General features: G+C 46.0%; 17 protein-coding genes. 7 read left to right on the top strand and 10 right to left on the bottom strand.

What is annotated here, in order from left to right; translation table 11 throughout:
* Window positions 1-18: 18 nt before the first annotated feature.
* Window positions 19-834, top strand: a complete 816-nt coding sequence (locus tag RIC07_RS34455) for an MOSC domain-containing protein (RefSeq protein ID WP_446398448.1) — start codon at window positions 19-21, stop codon at window positions 832-834.
* Window positions 835-887: 53 nt separating this feature from the next.
* Window positions 888-1,538, top strand: a complete 651-nt coding sequence (locus RIC07_RS34450; RefSeq protein ID WP_446398447.1) for a Uma2 family endonuclease — start codon at window positions 888-890, stop codon at window positions 1,536-1,538.
* A gap of 62 nt (window positions 1,539-1,600) precedes the next feature.
* Here RIC07_RS34450 and RIC07_RS34445 read toward each other — a convergent pair whose 3' ends face one another.
* The 5 genes from RIC07_RS34445 to groL form a co-directional block, all read right to left on the bottom strand.
* Complete coding sequence (locus tag RIC07_RS34445) at window positions 1,601-2,020, bottom strand: MAPEG family protein (protein ID WP_446398446.1); 420 nt, start codon at window positions 2,018-2,020, stop codon at window positions 1,601-1,603.
* A 46-nt stretch (window positions 2,021-2,066) separates the two neighbouring features.
* A complete protein-coding gene (locus tag RIC07_RS34440; RefSeq protein ID WP_446398445.1) occupies window positions 2,067-2,681 on the bottom strand; it encodes a hypothetical protein in 615 nt (204 codons plus the stop codon).
* A 213-nt stretch (window positions 2,682-2,894) separates the two neighbouring features.
* Entirely contained in the window at window positions 2,895-5,618 is a 2,724-nt protein-coding gene (locus RIC07_RS34435; protein WP_446398444.1) for a CHAT domain-containing protein, read from the bottom strand.
* A 115-nt stretch (window positions 5,619-5,733) separates the two neighbouring features.
* Window positions 5,734-6,492, bottom strand: coding sequence for an MORN repeat-containing protein (locus RIC07_RS34430; RefSeq protein ID WP_446398443.1), 759 nt, complete (start codon window positions 6,490-6,492; stop codon window positions 5,734-5,736).
* A gap of 374 nt (window positions 6,493-6,866) precedes the next feature.
* Window positions 6,867-8,549 (bottom strand): chaperonin GroEL, encoded by a 1,683-nt coding sequence (groL, locus tag RIC07_RS34425; protein ID WP_446398442.1) that lies wholly within the window; start codon window positions 8,547-8,549, stop codon window positions 6,867-6,869.
* Window positions 8,550-8,743: 194 nt separating this feature from the next.
* On the opposite strand from groL, the gene RIC07_RS34420 reads away from it, so the two are divergent.
* Window positions 8,744-9,100: a hypothetical protein gene (locus RIC07_RS34420; protein WP_446398441.1), complete on the top strand. Its 357-nt coding sequence runs from the start codon at window positions 8,744-8,746 to the stop codon at window positions 9,098-9,100.
* A gap of 151 nt (window positions 9,101-9,251) precedes the next feature.
* On the opposite strand, the gene RIC07_RS34415 is transcribed toward RIC07_RS34420, so the two are convergent.
* Window positions 9,252-9,401 (bottom strand): hypothetical protein, encoded by a 150-nt coding sequence (locus tag RIC07_RS34415; RefSeq protein ID WP_446398440.1) that lies wholly within the window; start codon window positions 9,399-9,401, stop codon window positions 9,252-9,254.
* A complete protein-coding gene (gene ligA / locus RIC07_RS34410; RefSeq protein WP_446398439.1) occupies window positions 9,386-11,437 on the bottom strand; it encodes an NAD-dependent DNA ligase LigA in 2,052 nt (683 codons plus the stop codon). The genes RIC07_RS34415 and ligA overlap by 16 nt, the downstream gene beginning before the upstream one ends.
* 244 nt (window positions 11,438-11,681) lie before the next feature.
* On the opposite strand from ligA, the gene RIC07_RS34405 reads away from it, so the two are divergent.
* Together RIC07_RS34405 and RIC07_RS34400 are read left to right on the top strand one after the other, a co-directional pair.
* The gene (locus tag RIC07_RS34405; protein ID WP_446398438.1) at window positions 11,682-12,272 is read left to right on the top strand and encodes a DUF6940 family protein; all 591 of its coding nucleotides are present in this window, start codon (window positions 11,682-11,684) and stop codon (window positions 12,270-12,272) included.
* Between the two features lie 359 nt (window positions 12,273-12,631).
* Window positions 12,632-13,486 (top strand): Uma2 family endonuclease, encoded by an 855-nt coding sequence (locus RIC07_RS34400; RefSeq protein ID WP_446398437.1) that lies wholly within the window; start codon window positions 12,632-12,634, stop codon window positions 13,484-13,486.
* Here the strand turns inward: RIC07_RS34400 and RIC07_RS34395 are convergent.
* Window positions 13,478-13,741 (bottom strand): hypothetical protein, encoded by a 264-nt coding sequence (locus RIC07_RS34395; RefSeq protein ID WP_446398436.1) that lies wholly within the window; start codon window positions 13,739-13,741, stop codon window positions 13,478-13,480. The genes RIC07_RS34400 and RIC07_RS34395 overlap by 9 nt on opposite strands.
* On the opposite strand from RIC07_RS34395, the gene RIC07_RS34390 reads away from it, so the two are divergent.
* Complete coding sequence (locus RIC07_RS34390) at window positions 13,721-14,953, top strand: DUF4336 domain-containing protein (RefSeq protein WP_446398435.1); 1,233 nt, start codon at window positions 13,721-13,723, stop codon at window positions 14,951-14,953. The genes RIC07_RS34395 and RIC07_RS34390 overlap by 21 nt on opposite strands.
* A 279-nt stretch (window positions 14,954-15,232) precedes the next feature.
* Here RIC07_RS34390 and RIC07_RS34385 read toward each other — a convergent pair whose 3' ends face one another.
* Both RIC07_RS34385 and RIC07_RS34380 read right to left on the bottom strand, forming a co-directional pair.
* Entirely contained in the window at window positions 15,233-15,619 is a 387-nt protein-coding gene (locus RIC07_RS34385; protein WP_446398434.1) for a 6-pyruvoyl trahydropterin synthase family protein, read from the bottom strand.
* A gap of 323 nt (window positions 15,620-15,942) precedes the next feature.
* On the bottom strand, window positions 15,943-17,874 hold the full coding sequence (locus tag RIC07_RS34380; RefSeq protein ID WP_446398433.1) for an AAA-like domain-containing protein: 1,932 nt from the start codon (window positions 17,872-17,874) through the stop codon (window positions 15,943-15,945).
* A 312-nt stretch (window positions 17,875-18,186) separates the two neighbouring features.
* Here RIC07_RS34380 and RIC07_RS34375 point away from each other — a divergent pair.
* Window positions 18,187-21,155, top strand: a 2,969-nt coding sequence (locus RIC07_RS34375; protein WP_446398432.1) for an NACHT domain-containing protein, incomplete at its 3' end; no start/stop codon positions are given.

The raw sequence follows: 21,155 nt of genomic DNA, 5'->3' as shown, positions 1-21,155 counted from the left end.
TAAATCGGCGGCTTAAACATGGCTTCTATTCAGTTGAGTGGACTCTATATCTACCAGATTAAGTCAGCAGGCGGGATCGCACTCTCTACGGCTCAGGTGAGCGATCGCGGTTTACACTATGATCGACGCTGGATGCTCGTGGATGAAAAGGGTAAGTTTCTCACCCAGCGTCAGTTTCCTCGCATGGCGTTGATTCAAGTGCGGTTGGGGGAGAACGAGTTAGTCGTAGAAGCACCCAACCAGCCCAGCTTATCCATTCCCCTAGACTATGAAAGTGACCATCGCCTCCCAGTGCAAATCTGGAATGATATCTGCCAAGCTATGCCATTGGATAAAGAATTCAGTCAGTGGTTTAGCAAATTTCTCGACATTCCCTGTCAGTTAGTCTATATGCCAGAGGACTCCATCCGCCCGATTAATCCAAATTATGCTAATCCCAGCGAATCGGTTAGTTTTGCCGATGGATTTCCCTTTTTACTCATTTCTGAAGCCTCGTTGCACGACTTAAATCAACGGTTAGAACAAGCTGTTCCCATAAATCGATTCCGTCCTAATTTAGTGGTTTCTGGCTGTGAAGCCTATGCCGAAGACAGTTGGCGTCAAATTCGCATCGGTGCAATTCCCTTTCGCGTGGTTAAACCTTGTTCTCGATGTACGATTACCACAGTAGATCAATCTCAGGGTATACGAGGCAAAGAACCGTTAGCGACATTGGCAAACTATCGGCTGCGGAATGGGCAAATCTTTTTTGGGCAAAACGTGATTCAAGAACAGTTGGGAACACTGCAAGTAGGGGATAAGGTGGAAATTGAGAGTTTTGGTGAAAGGATTTGACGGCATTTGTACGTTAAGCTAATGGAGAGCCACAGAAGCTGCACGTTCTAGATATGGTCAATTCACCGCCCATTATATCCACTGTTGCTACCGATACTTGGGTTGAAGCCAACTGGGAAGATTTTCTCACCTTTGCTGATGATCCCACCTTAGCCAGTGGCAGGTTTTATTATGATCAGGGTTACATGAGGATTGAAATGGCTCCACTCGGTTCGGCACACGGTCAGGACAACTCCATTCTCTCTACGGTGATTGTCTTGTATGCCACCATTAAAAATATTCCCATCAAAGAACTAACGAATACCAGCTTCAGGAAAGCCAGATTGCGAGAATGCCAGCCGGATATTGCCTTCTACATCGGTAAAACTATAACTTTTCCGCCTCATACTAATGCACCCGTTAACTTGAATGAACTTGATCCCCCAACGTTAGTGGTTGAAATTGCCGCTTCATCTTTGGAGGATGACACAGAGCGCAAACAAAAACTCTATCAACGTCTAGGAGTACGAGAATATTGGGTTGCCAATGTCAATGCTGGCAAGATAATCGCTTATTCTCTGTCCGCAACAAACGCTGAATTGATTCGAGAATCTCAAGTCTTGCCGGGATTAGCGATTGATTTAGTTGAAGAAGCTCTTAAACGTTCTAAAACTGAAGATGACGGCGCAGTTAGTCGTTGGTGGTTAAGGACTATTAGTGTTTAATGCGGTAAAAGTGGGAACTGTGATTTCGGTTGAAATTAAGGTTTAAATGCCGAACAGCTTCCTTATACTCCAAAAGGGGTATTGATGAACAATTTAATAATTCCCACTAAAGCACCGATTAGCAGAACGAGAAGAGATAGAGAATTAATTCCAAAACCAATACCGCGTTTTTCCGCCGCTGTATAGTAACCCCAGGCATAAATAATTCGTCCAATTACCCAAATCGCACCAATTCCCGCTCCCCAAATTGGACTAACAAACAGAGAGAATAACCATAAACTGGGTAAAAATAGGAGCAATTGTTCTGACGTATTTTGTTGCACGCGGAACACACGCTCAAAATTGACATCTCCTGAGATTTGAGGTGCAGGTACATTATATTTTGCCCTGGCTCGACCCACATTGATCGTGAGAACAAAGTAAACCAAAAGAGTGGCAATTGTGGCTAAAGCGGGAAAAATCAGTGGTTTCAGTTCAATCATCGTTAACTCCAATGTCTGATTGGGAAAAATATTTTTTTGTTGCTGATTACATTTTACTGATTTCTTCGATAAAATCAACTGCTCCTTTCGGAGATAAAAGTTTGCAGTAATGTTTATAGCTCAAAGCCTCGAACAATAAATTTCCCGTTCTCAAATAAGGAGTCTCTAAACTATAGAATTTATTGTTAATCTTTTGCCAAACAAGTTCGGTACGAGACCAGGCAAATCCGGTTAACTGTTGGCTTTCCCGATAATCTATAGTGATATCGGCAGCTTGATAGGCGTTTTTGATAAGATCATCAACATAATTGTATGCCCAGTTTAACGCCAGTTCGTTCATTTTTGAGTTAGATTGATGTTCCCCTAGAGAGCGAAACCCTAAATTAGCAGCATCAATGCGATGAGCTGTATTGACTTTGCACCAAATCTGTTCGTAATCAGCGTTAACTTCATTTACGGAAGGAAAATACGTGCTGGTGTAGATTTTGCCATTTTCCACCGTTGGCTTACTTTCCAGAAACTTGTCCAAACGGGTATAGATAGTATTGACGACATTATTTGGATTAATCGCATCGCGATGATAGTTTTCTATTATCCGTTGAGCGTAGATACACCAATTGGTTCTGGCTTCTTCAAGAGTAGATGCTTCAATTTTAGACATAGAATTAACGCCAATACTGATTGGATAAGACTGATCTCTCCTAGCCCACCTTTAAGATCCCCCTTCCGTCCCCCTTAAAAAGGGGGAGACCAAAGGATGCTTCGCTTTTTGTTCCATGGGGGAGACCAAATGACAAATGACGAATGACGAATGACAAATGACGAATGACGAATGACAAATGACAAATGACAAATGACAAATGACAAATGACAACTATAACCAATTCCCCACCAACACAAACGGTGCCCAGTATACCGGATTCTGATACTTTTTTTCCTTTAATAAAGAAACTTGAACGCGGCGCAGGGCTTCGGCTTTCGTCAACGTTTTGTCGGTTAATTCTTGATAAAAACGAATCATCAAATTAGCCGTAGCCGCATCATTAACAAACCATAGCGTCGCCAAGGTACTACGCGCCCCCGCCCTTACCGCTACACCTGCTAATCCTAACGCCGCCCGTTTATCCCCTGTTGCAGTTTGGCAAGCACTAAGTACCAATAATTCAATGGGTTGGCGATCGCCTCCGGCTCTGGTTTGCAATAAGGTATTCAGTTGATTGATGTTGAGGCGATTATCCCAGGTGAGAATAAAGGTATCTTCCAGTTTAGAACTAAACTGACCATGGGTGGCGAGGTGAACCACCGGAAAGGGTACGGAATCAATTGCCTGTTCAATAGCGGTTGTGGTAAACTCCTGATTCAGTAGCAGTTGACCGGACACTTGAGCTTGAATTTGCTGCAATTCGGTTTCCACAAATGGTAAGGCAGGTAACCCTTGGCGCGATTCGGAAAGCCCGCCTGTGAATGCATAAATGTCGCCTCTTGTCAAGGGTTTGGGGTCTAAAAGTTGCAGTCCCGGCGTATAGGCGATCGCATACTTTTCAATCAGAAACTGGTTACCATCGTGAAGAACCGCCATGGGTAGATTTAGCAGGGGACTATCCAAGACAAAAACGAGGGTTTTCGCGCCACTGGCGGCTAAGTCTGACTCAATCGGGCGAATTAACCAATCATAAAGCTGTTGGGCTAAGGGTAAATATTCCTCAGATGTCGCCCGACGATTCCCCTCCTTTACCAAAATTTGCGCCCGAAAAATGTTTTGCAAGGATTCAGGGATAGTAATTAGCTGTCCGCGATTGGGTTCTACACTTAAAGGAGAAATCGCGGCTCGCAGTTGGCTAAATAGATTGGAGTCTTTCCCTTGAGGTAGTTGTGTCCCGAAATGACGCAGAGGTGCATCGGGTAAGGATACTACCACATCCAAGCGATCGCCTAATACAATTGGGTAAATTACCGCCGCATTTTGATCCACTTCGTCAATCACAATCCGGTTCGCATTTAAGCAATCTTCCCGGAAGAAATTGACTAATTCGGCTTGTTGCAGCGATTCTATCACATCGCGGGCTTGGGCTAAATCGTTTTGATCCGGATTGTCAGTGGGTGAGGATAATAATAATCGCACCAATTCCCGATAAATTGGTTCCACGCGATCGCGAAACGAGAATTGTACCTGAGAATTAATACTCACCAAATCTCGACGTAACGATTCCAGGGTATTTACTGCTGCATTATACGCCGCGATCGCACCGTCTCGTTTTCCCTGTGCTTTCAGCAGTCGTCCTAATTGCCACTGCCAATTATAGGCAATATCGGGGGCGTTAATCGACTGGGCGATGACTAACGCTTGTTCGGTTAAGTCTTGCGCTTCTTTCCATTGTTGCGTTTGTTCATAAAGCGCCCCTAATTCACCCAGGGCGAGGGATTGGCTGCGGTTGTCGCCAAGCTGTTTGGCTTGTTCCACGGCTATCGCCAAAGACTGGGCAATATCTGAGGTTTTAGCATAGTCCTGAGATTGAAGTTTCCTCAGCGAACCCACTAAATTAATTCGTGCTTCTATTGCAGTACGAGACGCCGGGAGTTGACTAATTTGATTTTGCAACGATTGAATAAATGCTGGATCAGCAGAGAGGCTTGGTGTTGCAACGATGAGACTTAGTTGATTGAGTTGCGCTTGAATCTGAGTTGAGGAGTCACCTGAAAGCGTATCAGCGGCTTGTTGATAATAATTGAGCGCGGCTTCGATTTGTCCTTGCGATCGCGCCGTATTTCCTAATCCCAGAAAGGCAGCACTAATCTGTTCGGGAGATTGAATCACTTGTGCCACTTGTAAACTTTGGGTTAATCGTTCTTTGGCATCATCCATTGTCCCGACTAAGCGCAGTACATTCCCTAACCGTCTCAAACCAATCGCCTTTAGCGCCGAATCGGGTTGTTGTTGTAATCGAGGTTCAATTTGTTGCAAACTATCCAGGGCGCGGCGATACATCCCTGCCAATTGTAAGGCTTGAGCTTGATTAATTTGACTGTGCAGCAAACCGACTTCATCCTCGGTTTGAGTATAGCGATTGACCGCCGTGGTAAAACTATCTAGGGCGGCTTCTAGATTCCCTTGGGCCAAATACAATTGTCCTTGAACATTAAACGCCGCCCCTTGTAATGTCCAGGCGTCAGGGGTTTGGGCATTATCGAGAAGTTGTAAGCTAGTGGTAATCGTATCCTGGGCATCCTGCCACTGTCCTAATTGTTGATAGGCTAAGGCTAAATTGGTCAATGTCATGGCTTGCCGTAATGTATCTCCCTGTGATTGGAAAGCATCGGCAGCTTGTTGTAACAGATTAATGGCGTCTATGTACTCTCCGGCGTCGTAGTGGGTTTTCCCCTGTTGCGCCATCGTTTGCGGAGAAATTGAAGGTTGTGCGGTTGGGGGAAGAGTCGCTTGAGTAGCCGGGAGGTGAGTCAGGGTTGTGACACAGAAGGTTAAGACAGCCAGGAAAACGTAAATGCGGCTAATTTGGCGTTTAATCAGTTGTCGAAGGATTGGGAACATCACCCACGCCTCATCCTGTTTCAAGGGTTTGACTTTCGGACTATATCTCAATTATCCTCATATTCGCCAGTTATTACCCCCTTTTTAAAGGGCGACCCAAGCCAAGTGAGTGGACACAGGTGTTGATTTGTGCAAGCGGGTCGCCCCTACACAACAAAGCTAACTTTTACCGAGGGCGATCGCGCCAATTTCCTCTGTACACTTCACCATTCACATACGTCAGAACACCAACACCTCCAGGCATACCATCATGTATTTCTCCTGTATAACTTCGATAGGAGGAACCTTGGGGATAGGTGCAAGTACCGCGTCCCGTAAAAGTACTATTGTAGAAGTTGCCTCGACAAATGATGCCATCAGCGTATCTTAGTGTACCGTTGCCCTTAGCTTGACCTAAAAGAAACTGTCCATCGTACCGATCATCGTCATCAGATTCGTATCGGTTGTTAGCAAAAATAAATGTGCCAAAACCGTGGAACTGACCATTAAGAATTCCTCCTGAATAGTGATCCCCGTTATCATAGAGAAATGTTCCCGTTCCGTTGGGTACACCTTCCTTGAAGTCTCCGATATAGCGATCGCCATTCTCAAAGATAAATGTTCCTTTACCGTGGGGAAGACCGTTGTTGAAGTCTCCTTCATAGCGGTCATTATTGTTATATACGAAGATTCCTCGACCTGATGGCAAACCATTGCGAATTTCTCCTTCATAATAGTTGTAAGGGTTACCTTGGGGGTCTCTCTCATAAACGCACAACCCTCTACCATTTGATCCTTGAAAGTTTCCTTGGCATTGAGTGCCATCCTGAAGCGTGAACAATTCTGCCAATGATGGTGGTGAATAACTCAAGTTAATGGCAAAACTGACACTGGACGCCATTAATAAGGTTAGTCCTAGTCGTTTGAAAGGCAGTTGTTTGAACATACGTCACCTCGATCAATAACCGTTTCATTGGTTACTCTAGAAACCTGAGTGCCTCCTACGAACCAGACGGACGATTGAAAAAAAACTTTACATCAGGTTCCCTCTGCTTCCCCTGCTTTCTAACCCCACCACAACACTTATTCAGCAAGCCCTATGTAGTAGCTTGGCAAGGTTAAAACAGTGGTCAAGTATTTCCTGAAACCCTTATGAGAGTAGCGCTCCAGAAAAATTTTACCCACAACTTTAAGCTTGCCAGCCTAGTAGGGTGGGCAATGCCCACCTTACCCCTTTGACCCTCTGCCTTATAGCCAAAAAAGCAGCCTGTCCAACTAGACAAGCTGCTTCGGTCATGAACTATAGCAGATAGGTGAGGACTACATCATGCCCATACCACCCATGCCACCCATGCCGCCCATGCCGCCCATGCCGCCCATGCCGCCCATGCCGCCCATGCCGCCCATGTCAGGCGCTGCGGGTTGCGGCTCAGGTTTCTCGACAACCAGGGCTTCGGTGGTTAGAACCATCCCGGCAATGGAACCTGCATTCTGAAGTGCTGAACGCACAACCTTAGCGGGATCGAGAATACCAGCAGCAATTAAGTCTTCCAGCTTGCCAGTTGCGGCATTGTAACCTATATTGCCTTGGCTCTCTCGCACTTTCTCGACAATCACTGCACCTTCAACCCCGGCATTATCTGCCATCTGACGCAGGGGGGCTTCTAAGGTTTTGGCGACAATATCCGCACCGATTTTCTCTTCAGCATCCAGGTTAGCTTTGATGCCATCAACTTTGGAAATTAAGCGAATCAGTGTGGTTGCACCGCCAGGAACAATCCCTTCATCGATCGCGGCTTTGGTGGCATTCAGGGCATCTTCAATCCGCAGCTTGCGATCTTTGAGTTCTGTTTCTGTGGCTGCACCGACTTTAATTACCGCTACACCACCAGCAAGTTTAGCAATCCGCTCTTGCAGTTTCTCTTTATCGTAGTCAGAATCGGTTTCCTCAAGCTGTTTGCGGATTTGGGCAATGCGCTTATCCACTTCTGGCTTGGTTTCACCACTGGCGACAATAGTGGTTGAGTCTTTGTCGATGGTGATTTTCCGTGCCGTTCCCATCATCTCAGTAGAAGCGCTATCTAAGCTGAGACCGATTTCTTCAGAAATTAGCTGACCCCCAGTCAGAACCGCAATATCTTGCAGCATCTGCTTGCGGCGATCGCCAAATCCTGGCGCTTTGACGGCGGCGACGTTGAGAACTCCCCGTGCTTTGTTTACCACCAAGGTGGCTAAGGCTTCCCCTTCTACATCTTCAGAAATAATCAGTAGGGGTTTACTGGCACGGGCAACTTTTTCCAGGATGGAAACTAATTCTTGGATGTTATTAATTTTTTTATCAGTAATCAGGATATAGGAATCTTCAAATTCCACGGTCATCCGTTCCTGATCGCTGACAAAGTAGGGGGAGAGGTAACCCCGGTCAATTTGCATCCCTTCCACGACTTCCAGTTCAGTGGAGAGCGATTTTGACTCTTCTACGGTAATTACTCCATCCTTGGTTACCTTGTCCATCGCCTCGGCAATCATTTGCCCGACTTCCTCGTCGTTCCCGGCGGAGACAGTGGCGACTTGTGCGATCGCGTCACCAACGACGGGTTGAGCCATGGACTCAATTTCTTTAACCAGATGATTAATGGTTTTCTCAATTCCTCGACGTACAGCCACTGGATTAGCACCAGCCGCAACGTTTTTGAGTCCTTCCCGAATCATCTCCTGTGCCAGAACGGTAGCGGTTGTGGTACCATCTCCGGCAATTTCTTTGGTCTTGGATGCGACTTCTCGAATCAGTCGCGCCCCTGTATTCTCTAAGGGGTCTTCTAGTTCAATATCTTGGGCGACGGTGATACCATCATTAACAATCTGGGGAGCGCCAAAGGATTTCTCTAGCAGTACATTCCGCCCTTTGGGTCCAAGGGTAATCCGGACTGCATCTGCCAGAGCATTGACTCCCCGTTCTAAGGCTCGCCGTGATTCTTCGTTAAACGAAACGATTTTTGCCATAGGGTTCCCAATACTTGCTCGTTACTCCATTAGCAAATTTAGCACTCTTGTTACGTGAGTGCTAATTCTGGTGCGGTTCGGTTATTACGGTAGAAGGCAGGAAGCAGGAGGTAGGAGGGTAAGAGGTGGTGTGGAGTCAGCGCTGAAACTCAGTCCCCGTTAGGATAGAGAGAGTCGAGTTGCCTTTAATCGTTATGACAGAAACCAAACCCCTTGACGAAATTATTCAACGACTGGATGCCCTTTCTCTAGAGCAGTTGTTAGAGGCTAGGAGAAAAATCGATGCCTTGATTGAATCAAAATATTTGCTTAAACGTGAAGATATCAGTGAAGACATTATAATATTAGCGGCTTGTCGGGATGTTTCGGTAAAAACTTACAAAAGAACCACTCCACAAGCTCCGATTTTTAATCAGAGCCTGTTTAATGAGAGCCTAGGTTCTATTCGCCAATCTTCATCCCCAGAAACAGAAGATGATTCCCTAAAGGATGTCATCGAACTGGTCAATGGCTGGATGGCTGATGAGTCGGGATACGACGAAGAAACCTAAAACACCTATCGCGCTTTCAAGGTGAAGGGATAGGTGTTTGGGATTGGGAGCAAGCGCTCCAAGACTTAAGCTAAAGTTTATCAATTCGTCATTCGTCCTTTATCGGTGGGGAGGGCGGGTTTTGTTGTTCATTTATCGGTGAATAGCTGAATTAATTCCCTAAACCCGCCCCGACAATTGTCCCTAAACCCGCCCCGACAATTGTCCCTAAACCCGCCCCGACAATTGTCCCTAAACCCGCCCCGACAATTGTCCCTAAACCCGCCCCTATAATTGAGTTACAACCTATTCCTTCAACCATTGTAAAAGGTCAGATTCGCTGATCTGATTAATACCTAATTCTTGGGCTTTTTCTAATTTCGATCCGGCATCTTCACCAAGCAGTAAATAGTCGGTTTTAGAACTGACAGAACTGGTTACTTTCCCGCCAGCGTTTTGAATTAATTTTTTGGCTTCATCTCGTTTCAGTGTGGGTAACGTTCCGGTAATCACAAAGGTTTTTCCCTGCAACGGTTGAGATTTTGCCTCCGCAGATGCTTCCTTGGGTTCACCCGCCAGTTTTACATTTGCTTCTCGCAGTCGATTGATTAAGGTCTGATTACTGGGAACTCGAAACCAATCATAAACTGATTGGGCAATTTCTGATCCAATTCCATAGACGCTTTCAATATCAGTAACACGGGCGGCGGCTAGTTGGTCTACAGAGGGAAACTGTTGAGCTAAAATTTGAGCATTCACTGTACCCACATAGCGAATCCCTAAACCGTAGAGAACTCGTGACCAGGGTTGCGTTTTGGATTGTTCAATTTGGTTGATTAATTTCTGGGCGGATTTTTCACCCATGCGTTCTAAATCGGTTAATTGATCTAAAGTAAGTTGATAAAGGTCCGCAACGGAATGGACTAAACCGGAATCGACTAGCTGATTCACCAGCTTTTCTCCTAACCCGTTGATATCCAATGCACCACGACTTGCCCAATGGTTGAGTGAACCTTTGAGAATGGCGGGACAAGAGGCATTAATACAGCGCGTTACCGCCTCCCCTGGGGGACGCACGACGGGTTGATGGCACACCGGACAATCAGTAGGCATTTGTACGGGTTTAGCCTCCGGTGGACGTAATTCTGGAAGTACGCGCACGACTTCGGGGATAATTTCTCCGGCTTTGCGAACAATGACGGTATCGCCGAGATGCAGATCTAATTCCTCGATGCGATCGCGGTTATGTAACGTTGCCCGTGAAACCGTTGTCCCGGCTAGCTGTACGGGTTTGAGTTCGGCGACTGGGGTTAATGCACCCGTTCGTCCCACCTGAACTGTAACCTTTTGCAGCAGTGTAGGGGATTCTTCCGCCGGATACTTGAGTGCGATCGCCCATCGGGGAAATTTTTGGGTAAAGCCTAACTGATCTTGTAGCGAAAACGAGTTCAGCTTTACTACCACCCCATCCGTCATGTAGGGTAAACTACGCCGTTGACTATCCCAATATTTATAATACTCCTCCACCTCTGCTAGAGACGCGCAACGTTTCCGATTTGGATTCACCCGGAATCCCAAATCCCGCAGGAATTCCAACGCTTCCCATTGAGACTTGAGAGTTGGTACGGTTTCCTGTTCCTCTGATCCGGGAAGATGTAAGGTATAGGCAAAGAAATCCAACTGTCTGCGATCGACGATTTTCGGATCTAATTGTCGCAACGTACCCGCCGCCGCATTCCGAGGATTGGCAAATAACGCTTCCCCGGCGGCTTCTCGTTCCCGATTAATCCCGTCAAAGACCTCCAAGGGCAAAAATGCCTCGCCTCGCACTTCTACAATTGGCGGCGGTGTTTCCGTACTTAACCGTAAAGGAATCGAGCGAATCGTGCGAATATTCTGGGTAATATCTTCCCCCGTGACACCATCGCCCCGTGTAACTCCCCGCACCAATATACCGTCTTTGTACGTGAGTGCGATCGCGGAACCATCGATCTTCAGTTCACAGACATATTCTACATCCTTGACATCCGGTGCATAACGTTGCCATCGTTCTTGCCACTTCGCCAACTCCTCTAAATTAAACGCATTCTCTAAACTATAAAGGGGGATATTATGGCGAACCGAGGAAAATTCTGATGCAGGTTTCTCGCCCACGCGCTGCGTCGGACTATCCGGAGTGACTAACTTAGGATACTGGCTTTCTAAGTCTTGTAATTCCCGATAGAGTTGGTCATAGACCGCATCCTCCATAATGGGATTATCACGGACATAATAAGCATAACTCGCTTGTTGCAAAAGGTTTCGCAGTTCTTGAACCCGCTGTTTAACCTTCGTCATTTGTCCTTCGTCATTGGTCATTGGTCATTCGTCCTTCGTCCGTCGTCATTTGTCATTTTATAAAATCTTTTTCCCCATACTTCCAATCCCTCTGCGTCCCTGGATCGCCAACCTCTGCGTTAAAAAAATATATAAGGACGTTTACCTGCACTGAACAACATCCAAAACTAATCCATTCATTTAACTTATTTTCAATAAAATTAAACAGTTATACTTAGTCAATAAGTGACTTGTCTAATCATCAAACAAAATACCGGATCTCTCAATGTGGAAATCATCCATCGAATCACTCAACAAGGGTCGGATACAGAAGATTTCGCTTCTGTCCAATAATAACCCAATCCTCTACTCAGAAATCATCCAGCTATGGCAGGATAACCCGGATTTTCGGACATTTTTCATTTCCCTACTCGCCGATGCTCCATTTTCCGCCTTTTTCTGGGAAACCCCTCCTATCACCGACGCGACAGTAAACCAGGTATTCGAGTTTGTTCTCGTCAATAGTCCATCCCTGGTAAATGTACAAGCTGATCCCAGTGATTTTGCTCGCCATTTTTCCGCCGCAGGTGAGAACGAGTCAATTGTGACATTCCCGAATCTGGGAAAGGATGCGTTGCTGGTTGTGCCTTGTCCACAAACCTCTATGTCTCCATACTGCCATCTGGCGGCTTTTATGCGTGAAGCACCCGAACATCAGCAGCACTCCTTGTGGCAAAATGTGGGGTCAGCGTTAGAACAACGACTGAATCCGCGTCCTACCTGGGTAAGCACCTCCGGGTTAGGGGTGTATTGGTTGCATATTCGGCTCGATTCACGCCCGAAGTATTACACGTACCAGCCATACAAAGTTATTTAAACTTTACCCTGATATAAAACATGAAGACCAAAAATATCTGTCACCTAACAGATAAGAACCTAAGAGTGATTGTGTAGGGGCGACCCGCTTGTATCAATTAATAACACCAATCCACTTAATAGACTCGGGTCACCCTTTAATAGCCGATATTTGATCCAGGGCGACCCGATAAAATTAATCAATGGGCGGTGTTACTTTGGTGCGGCGGGTCGCCCCGACAAAGCCTCTTTTCTGATGATTGATAACCCTTGCCCACCCGACTACTCTGATTAAGCCGAACAATTGTGTCACACTATTCAAATATAAGTGCTAGACCAACCCTGAAATTGAGTAGATTCTCTGTTACCTGTGATTAAGACATGACTCAAACTAAAATTGATTTACCCCCTGCCTTTCCTGACCATACCCAACTACCTGAATCTGATGGCACCTTTGTGAAAAATTTCCAAGAACATCCTCAAAGCCTAATTTTGACCGATTCCATTGGTTCAGTTTTGCAGCAACTCCATCCTGATGGTGACTACGCTATTGGACAAGATTGCGGGATTTATTGGCGCGAAACCGAACCTCCAGAAAAAGGTGCAGAGGCTCCCGATTGGTTCTATGTTCCCAATGTTCCCCCATTACTGAATGGTGAAATTCGCCGTTCTTATGTTCTCTGGCGGGAATTGATGGCACCAATGATTGCCTTAGAATTTGCCAGTGGCAATGGAGACGAGGAACGAGATGCTACACCCTTATCGGTTTCCGCTGAAGGAGAAACCACTAAACCCGGTAAATTCTGGGTGTATGAACGGATTATTCGCATTCCCTACTATGGCATTTTTGAAGTCAAAACTAGAAAACTTGAAGTTTATAATTGGCTGAATTTTTCTTATCAAAAACTCCAACCGAATGAACGGGGTCACTATCCGATTACGCCCTTAGGAGTAGAACTGGGACTTTGGCACGGGACTTATCAAAATCAAACTCAATATTGGTTGCGTTGGTGGGATAGTGAAGGCAATCTTTTGTTAATTGGTGAAGAACGCGCCCAATTAGAACGTCAACGCGCCGAACAAGAACGTCAACGCGCTGAACAAGAACACCAACGTGCTGAACAAGAACGTCAACGCGCCGAACAAGAACACCAACGCGCCGAACAAGCCGAGCAAAAATCGGCAAGATTGGCGGAACGATTAAGAGCCATGGGCATTGACCCGGATTCAGAATAGATTAGTTAAGAGATGTCGTGGCGTGGCACACCTAAATTGATAGATTAAGGAACTGTAGGGGCGCAAGGCTTGCGCCCTTCCCGATACCGCATCAGACGGGAAATTACGATAAAGCATTTTTGCTGTCGTGGCGTACAGCGTTTTGGTGGAGGCGCTTCCGGTTGTAGAATAATAGGGGAAATTTCCCGCCCAACAGGTTGAGTCTTTAGACAATACAGGAGGAATGAACCGCAGATGCAGGAACACCAGGGTCATCCGAGCATCCACTCTCAAGACTGGTCATGGTCGCTTTGGTTTCCTGTACCCCTGTATCCTTATGGCAAACGACGCACTATCTGTGTGGAAGTGGTCAAGGATAGGATTTGGACGTTTGACCAGATTCAGGGGATTCTCTATGTGGTTGTACCTATTCGGATGACGGTGATTAAGCTGGATGCTGGAGGGCTGTTGATTTATGCGCCTGTTGCACCAACGCCGGAATGCATCCGATTAGTTCAGAAATTGGTGGCAGAGCATGGTGAGGTAAAATATATCATTCTGCCCACGGTGTCGGGGATTGAGCATAAAGTGTTTGTCGGTCCCTTTGCCCGCAAGTTTCCTCACGCCCAGGTGTTTGTTGCGCCGCACCAGTGGAGTTATCCGGTGAATTTGCCCCTGAGTTGGCTGGGGTTTCCCAGGAAACGGACTCATGTTTTACCCGCAGATAGTCGCCAAACGCCTTTTGCTGATGAATTTGATTATGCTGTATTGGGTCCAGTGAATTTGGGGTTAGGACCCTTTGCTGAAGTGGGATTTTGGCACAAGCGATCGCGCACGCTTCTGGTGACGGATACTGTAGTTAGTGTACCCGAAAATCCGCCTGCGATCGCGCAACTTGATCCCTATCCGTTATTATTCCATGCTAGAGATCATGCCTTGGATATCGTTATCGATAATAAGATGACTCGGCGCAAGGGATGGCAACGCATCTGTTTGTTTGCATTTTTCTTCCGCCCCAGTACCTTGGACACAATACCCTTTACGCAGGCGTTACGGGAGGCGAGAAAGGCACCGGATTGGTCAAAGCAAGCCTATTTTGGTTTATTTCCCTTCCAATGGAAACCCGGTTGGCAAAAATCCTTTGACGCCTTGCGGGGGAATGGGCGTCCCTTTGTTGCACCAATTCTGCAAACTTTGATTTTGAACCGCGCCCCGAAAGAAACGTTAAACTGGGTGGAGAAGGTAGCCAGTTGGGAGTTTGAACGGATTATTCCCTGTCATTTGGAGGGGTCAATTGCGGCAAATTCGGAACAGTTTCGCCAAGCGTTTGTGTTTCTGGAACCGGATTTAAAGGGTAGTGAAAATGGCGGTAATCAAGACAATTATCCGTTGCCCGATAATGATTTTGAACTGTTACGGCAAATTGAAGCAACCTTAAAGCGGCGGGGTATTTTACCACCCGTTTCTGGAAGCAGGGCGACCCGATAGATTTATAAGTCGGTTCTGTTAATTTAATGCATGTCTATCTACTCCTCGACATTTTCCCCCTCATCCCCTAACCCCTTCTCCCTCCGTGGGGAGAAGGGGAACCGGATTCTCTTGCTCCCCTCTCCCCGTCGGCGTGGGAGAGGGGCTGGGGGTGAGGGGTTGAGCTTAAGTTGACACCAATGGTCCCTGGGCAAATGTAGCGGTATCAGAATTAACCTATCTCGACTCGCCGCCGTCTAAATGGACTAAAAACATTCGTAATCATTTATTCCTGATAATTTATTCCTCATATTCTACCCAACTATTCGGTGTCTCTGATACCGCAACTTTGAGTTGTACGCCTTCGGGAATGCGTTTTTTGGTTTCGTCATAAATGTATTGGGCAATCATTTCGGCGGTTGTTTCGTATCCTTCGGGTAATATTTGATTAAGAATTCCGTGATCTAAACCGCCTTTGGTGACATCTTTTTTTGCCCAGCGTAAGCTTTTGAAATCAGCCACCATAACGGGGTGGGGACAATGTTCTGAGGCGTGAAGGGTTGAAGATGTGGCTTCTAATCGTACTGTATAGGTATGTCCATGCATCCGACCACAAGGTCCGTCGTAGTCTTTGATGTAATGGGCGCTATCAAATGTAAATTCGGTTATCAGTTTCCATTTAGGCATAGTTTGTACCGTTGGTCATTGGTCATTGGTCATTGGTCATTGGTTATTGGTCATTCGTTGAAGTCGGGGCGGGTGTAGTGGCGTGACCGGGTTAAAATAGGACTTTGTTTGTAGTAAGCACTTTAGTGCTTTAACGCCTAGCTGGAGAGGGCTAAAGCCCTCACTACGAACCAAATCTATTTCACCATTTTAGGTGGGTCACGCCAGTAGGGTGCGTTAGCGTAGCGTAACGCACCATTTCAAACGATATGAAACCCGCCCCTACACACCAATAAAAACCAGGTTCCCTCAAATGTAGTGAAGGGTCAACACTCAAAACTATTCTATCCGTCAACGCTTATTTGATATAACAACATGGGTTCATCAATTCCTCTTAACAAGCGGTGTTCACTATCGGTGACGTGTAATTGTAGGTGATTTTTGACCGCTTCATACACTATCCAGGAAATACAAATTCCACCGGGTTTTGATTGAGATTGTAAACGGGCGGCAATATTGACGCCATCTCCTTGTACATCGGTGCCATTGAAAAAAACATCAGCTAAGTGAATGCCAATTCGATGCTGTAATACCGCCTCATTCGGTAATCCTCTGGCGGCGAGGGAGAGGGTTTTTTGAATAGTTTGGGAACAATCAACGGCTTTGACGGCGGAGACAAAGTACATGAGTAATCCATCACCCATGGATTTGAGAACTTCTCCTTCAAATTGGTGGCATAATTTGGTCATTAGTTTGAGATCACGATGAATGGCGGCTAGGGTGGGTTGCTGGTTTTCATGCTGCTTTTGGGTGGAGTCTTTGATATCGGTAAAGACAATAGCGGCTAGGACATTATCCCCCAGAGAATGGGGAATGATTCTGCCTCGGTATTCTTTGGTGTCTTGACTTTGAAGTTTTTCCAGATGCAGTCGTTCGCGAAAATACTGGCGGTATAAATCATTACGAATACTCACCTGATTTCCTACCAGATAGACTAATCCCATACTATTCAGTTTAAACGCGATCGCACCTTTTAGCTGCACCGGGCGATCGGCTTCCAGGATTTGGGTGAGGGCGTCGGCTAAGTCGGGATGTTTCTCTAAATTCCAGCGATGTAAGCGCAAATGATCCGCATAGATTCCGGTTTCAGTAGGGGCGTCTTCTAGGAGTCGGTTTAAGGTAATATCCTGACGGGCAATTTTATACAGGGCTAATCGGATCAAATGGGGATGTCCGCCAACCATTGCCATCAGTTGTTTGACATCATTCCAAGTGAAGTCTAAACCATAGCGCAGGGCTAAGTCTTGCACCTGATGGGCGTCAAATTCGGATAATTCAATCGGTAATCCGACATTAAAGGGGGATTGGTCGTTACTGAGGGGAATATAAACTTCTGTGCCATGAACAATAATCAGGCGAAAGTTTTTCCAAATTTCATGTTGTTTTGCCTTTTCATGCCAAGCCCGGAGTAAGCCGAAAAAGTCATCGGCGACCTGTTCGTAATGAAAAATTCGGTCAACGGCATCAAGTCCTAATGCTAGGGGACTTCTCAGGGTAGGTAATAGATATTTTTCAAAATAATTGGTACAGTTTTTTTTACTGCCCAAAAACTTACTCCAACGGTTTTCTAACTGAATCGGCAGGTGTAAGTCATCGGTAACAGTAGCACAAAACCATTGCAGGAATTGATTTAAATCCGCAAAGACTTCCCGTTCCGCTAACTCAAAGTTTAAGGCGACAGACTGACATCCTTGTCGTTCAGCGTGATACAGTAATCGTACCATTAGGGATGTTTTGCCCATTTGTCGCGGCGCTTTGATCCGAATCAAACTTCCCGGCTTACTAATTTCTTCATAGGCGCGAGATTCATCGGCTGGACGTTCGACATAGCAGGGTGAGGCTAAATCAAGTTGTCCTCCGGGTAGTTCCCAGATGGGAGAGGGGAAGGTGGTTGTACTGACTGGGGGAGGCGGTGGGGGAGTCAGAGTCTCGGAGTTCTCGGTATCTGCGTCTGGCAATCCTGCGAGGATTAAACGTAACGTTTTAATCGTGACTCGTTTCCCGGTGACTTCAGACAACTGTTTCCATAACTTCGGCGCTAAATCGCGCTGGACAGTATTTTGGCTATAGCCCATAACCTGAATGGTTTTGAGTTTCTTACCCGCTAAGGCTTGACTCAGGATAGTCTTTTGGGCGTCGTTTAGTACGTTTCCTGTCTTCTGGGCAATCCAATACTCGGCTAATTCGATCAGTCTTATGACCTCTGCATCTGCCATCTGGCATTCCAATTCATACCTCTGATGACCACGCTAGCATAAAACTGAATTTTCTGAATTTTTTGAATAATCCGAAGGTTCTCTTCAGTGAAAGTTCTGACTTTCCTGAATAAAATCGCTGAATAAGAAGCGAATCAATTTATGCTGATTTTTTTATCATTAAAGCATAAACTGTGGCGTTACTGTCTTACAAGTGTAATATTAAACATACAGTGAAAACAGGAGGATCGAGGGCAGAGGGCAGACGGTGATTAATCAAGACTGTGATTCTACAGTTATACTCGATACAAAATAGAGACGAATGCGAGAGTCATGCTGGATTGGTTCGCGGCTTGGGGTGTCTATTCCGTTACTGGCTTTGTGTTTCGGGAAGTATTAGCGCCTCTGGCGAAGGGAACGCTGGAAGATTACACGAAAGATTTTCTTAAGGATTGTATTCGGGATTTTTCCGGGTGTTTTGAGGACAATACGCTAAACACGGTTGTCGGGAAAGCGTTGAAAGAGTTTCTGGTGTTGGTACAGCAGGAGTTGGAAGATGCTGAGGTGTCGGAAGTGGAGGTGGAGGAGTATTCTCCGGCGTTAACCAAGTTTATCCACAATTCCTCAGTGAAGGGGATTTTGGGGAGTGGGTTTCAGGATGAGTGTTCGAGTTTGGATACGCAGGGGTTGGGGAATCTATGGTATCAGCTTAACCTGCGATCGCTCCCAGAAGATTTTGATTGGGAACAGGTGGGGAAGCGGTATCTCAGAAAAGTCAAGGCGTTAATCCGGGAATCGCCTGAATTGCGGGAGATTTTGGATTCGCAGAAGTTGGAGGCGATCGCACGCTATACTCAGGAGTCTGCGGGGATTATACCGGAGTTCGATTTGCGCCGCTATCAGGAGGGGTTGCGGGAAGCCTATGGCAATCTGCGCTTAGATAGTTTGGATACCACGGGCTGTGCCTATAATGCGCTGAAGTTATGGCGAATATTTATAGCACAAAACGTGCGAAAAGTCCATGAAGTTTTGCCACAAGTGTATGAATTGCCCAAGGAACATCAGCGGCGATTGCGGGAAACGGATCAGTTAAATCCAGAGTTTCAGTTCGGGGAATTAAACCGCTATCAACGGGTCTATTCAGACGCGCCGATACAGTCGGTTTTGGATGTTATTAATGATAAACGAAATTATCCCTATTTGGTGATTTTAGGTGATCCGGGTTCGGGGAAGTCTACGTTATTACAATATCTGGCATTAATGTATGCCCAGTCGCCGCTACAGAATGCCATTTCCTTAGCGATTCCCATCTTAATTGAATTACGCACCTATATGCGGAATCGAGATTTAGGACAATGCCAGAATTTCTTAGAGTTTTTGCATCAAAGTAGTGGGGCAATTTGTCATCTGAATCAGCATCAACTCCAGGAACAGTTAAAGGCGGGGAAGGTGTTGATGCTGTTTGATGGGTTGGATGAGGTATTTGATCCGGGTAAACGGGAGGATGTGATTACTGATATTCATCGCTTCACGAATGAGTATCCAGATGTGCAGGTGATTGTTACGTCTCGCGTGATTGGCTATAAGCCGCAGCGATTACGGAATGCGGAGTTTCACCACTTCCTGTTGCAAGAGTTGGATGAGAAACAGATTCAGGATTTTATCTATCGTTGGCATGAATTAACCTTTACTGATGAGGTGGGTAAGGGTTGGAAGCGAGAACGATTACAACGGGCAATTGATACGTCAAAAGCAATTCGGGAATTAGCCGGGAATCCCCTATTGCTGACGATGATGGCAATTTTAAATCGGAATCAGGAGTTACCTAGAGATAGACCGGAATTGTATCATCAAGCGTCGCGAGTTTTACTGCATCAATGGGATGTGGAACGGGCGTTAATTGAGGATTCGCGCCTTGATCCGAAGACGATTGATTATAAGGATAAGCAGGCAATGTTGCGCCGAGTGGCGTATTTTATGCAAGCCACAGATCAGGGATTGGCAGGAAATTTGATTCGGGCGGAGGATTTAGAACGGATTTTAACCGAATCCTTGAAAAATCTAGAGGTGAATCAGGCGCGGTTAGTGGCGCGGGTACTGATTCGTCAATTACGGGAACGTAATTTTATTCTCTGTTATTTGGGAGCGGATTATTATGGGTTTGTGCATCGGACGTTTTTGGAATATTTCTGTGCGTGGGAGTTTATTTGGCAGTTTAAGGAGACGCAGCGGTTATCCCTGGAGGGGTTGAAAACGGAGGTTTTTGGCAAGCATTGGCAGGATGAATCTTGGCATGAGGTTTTGCGGTTGATTGTGGGGATGATTGAGGAGTCAAGGTTTGCGGGGGAGATTATTGAGTATTTGATGAATCAGGAGGGGGAAGATGAGAAGTTTATGAATGTGTTTCTGGCGGCGCAGTGTTTGGAGGAGGTGAAGAATCGGCAGGGGATATTAGAGACGGATAATAAATTGCTTGAGCGGTTGAAAGGATTAACAGAGTATGGTTATATGATCTTTATGCCTTACTCTAATAGAGCTTTGGAGTTTCTCGACCTAGTTGAAGAAATTCGTACCCAAGCAATTACTGCAATTGCCACAACTTGGAAAGAAGACCCAGATACTTTACCCCTGCTCAAACAACTGATTCAATTTGATGATGATGGGGATGTTCGAGGTGCGGCGGTAGAGGAATTAGCCAGAGGATGGAAAGATGAGCCGGATACTTTACCCCTGCTCAAACATCTGATTCAATCTGATGATGATTGGGATATCCGACGTGCAGCGATAGCAGCGATAGAGGAATTAGCGAAAGGATGGAAAGATGACCCAGATACTTTATCCTTGCTCAAACAACTAATTCAATCTGATGCTCATGAGAATGTTCGAGGTGTGGCGATACAGGAATTAGCGAAAGGATGGAAAAATGACCCAGATACTTTACCCCTACTTAAACAACTAATTCAATCTGATGCTCATGAGAATGTTCGAGGTGCAGCAGTACAGGAATTAGCCAAAGGATGGAAAGATGACCTGGATATTTTACCTTTACTCAAACAACTGATTCAATCTGATGATGATGGGAATGTCCGACGTGCGGCGATACAGGAATTAGCCAGAGGATGGAAACAAGACCCAGATACTTTACCCCTGCTCAAACAACGGATTCAATCTGATGATAATTGGGATATCCGACGTGCAGCGATAGAGGAATTAGCGAAAGGATGGAAAGATTACCCAGATACTTTACCCCTGCTCAAACAACTGATTCAATCTGATGCTCATGAGAATGTGCGACGTGCGGC

Origin of the sequence: Coleofasciculus sp. E1-EBD-02 (assembly GCF_040218245.1) — a bacterium.
Taxonomy (GTDB): domain Bacteria; phylum Cyanobacteriota; class Cyanobacteriia; order Cyanobacteriales; family Coleofasciculaceae; genus Coleofasciculus.
Note: the sequence above shows the minus strand (reverse complement) of the source record. Positions and strands in the feature narration are given on the sequence as shown.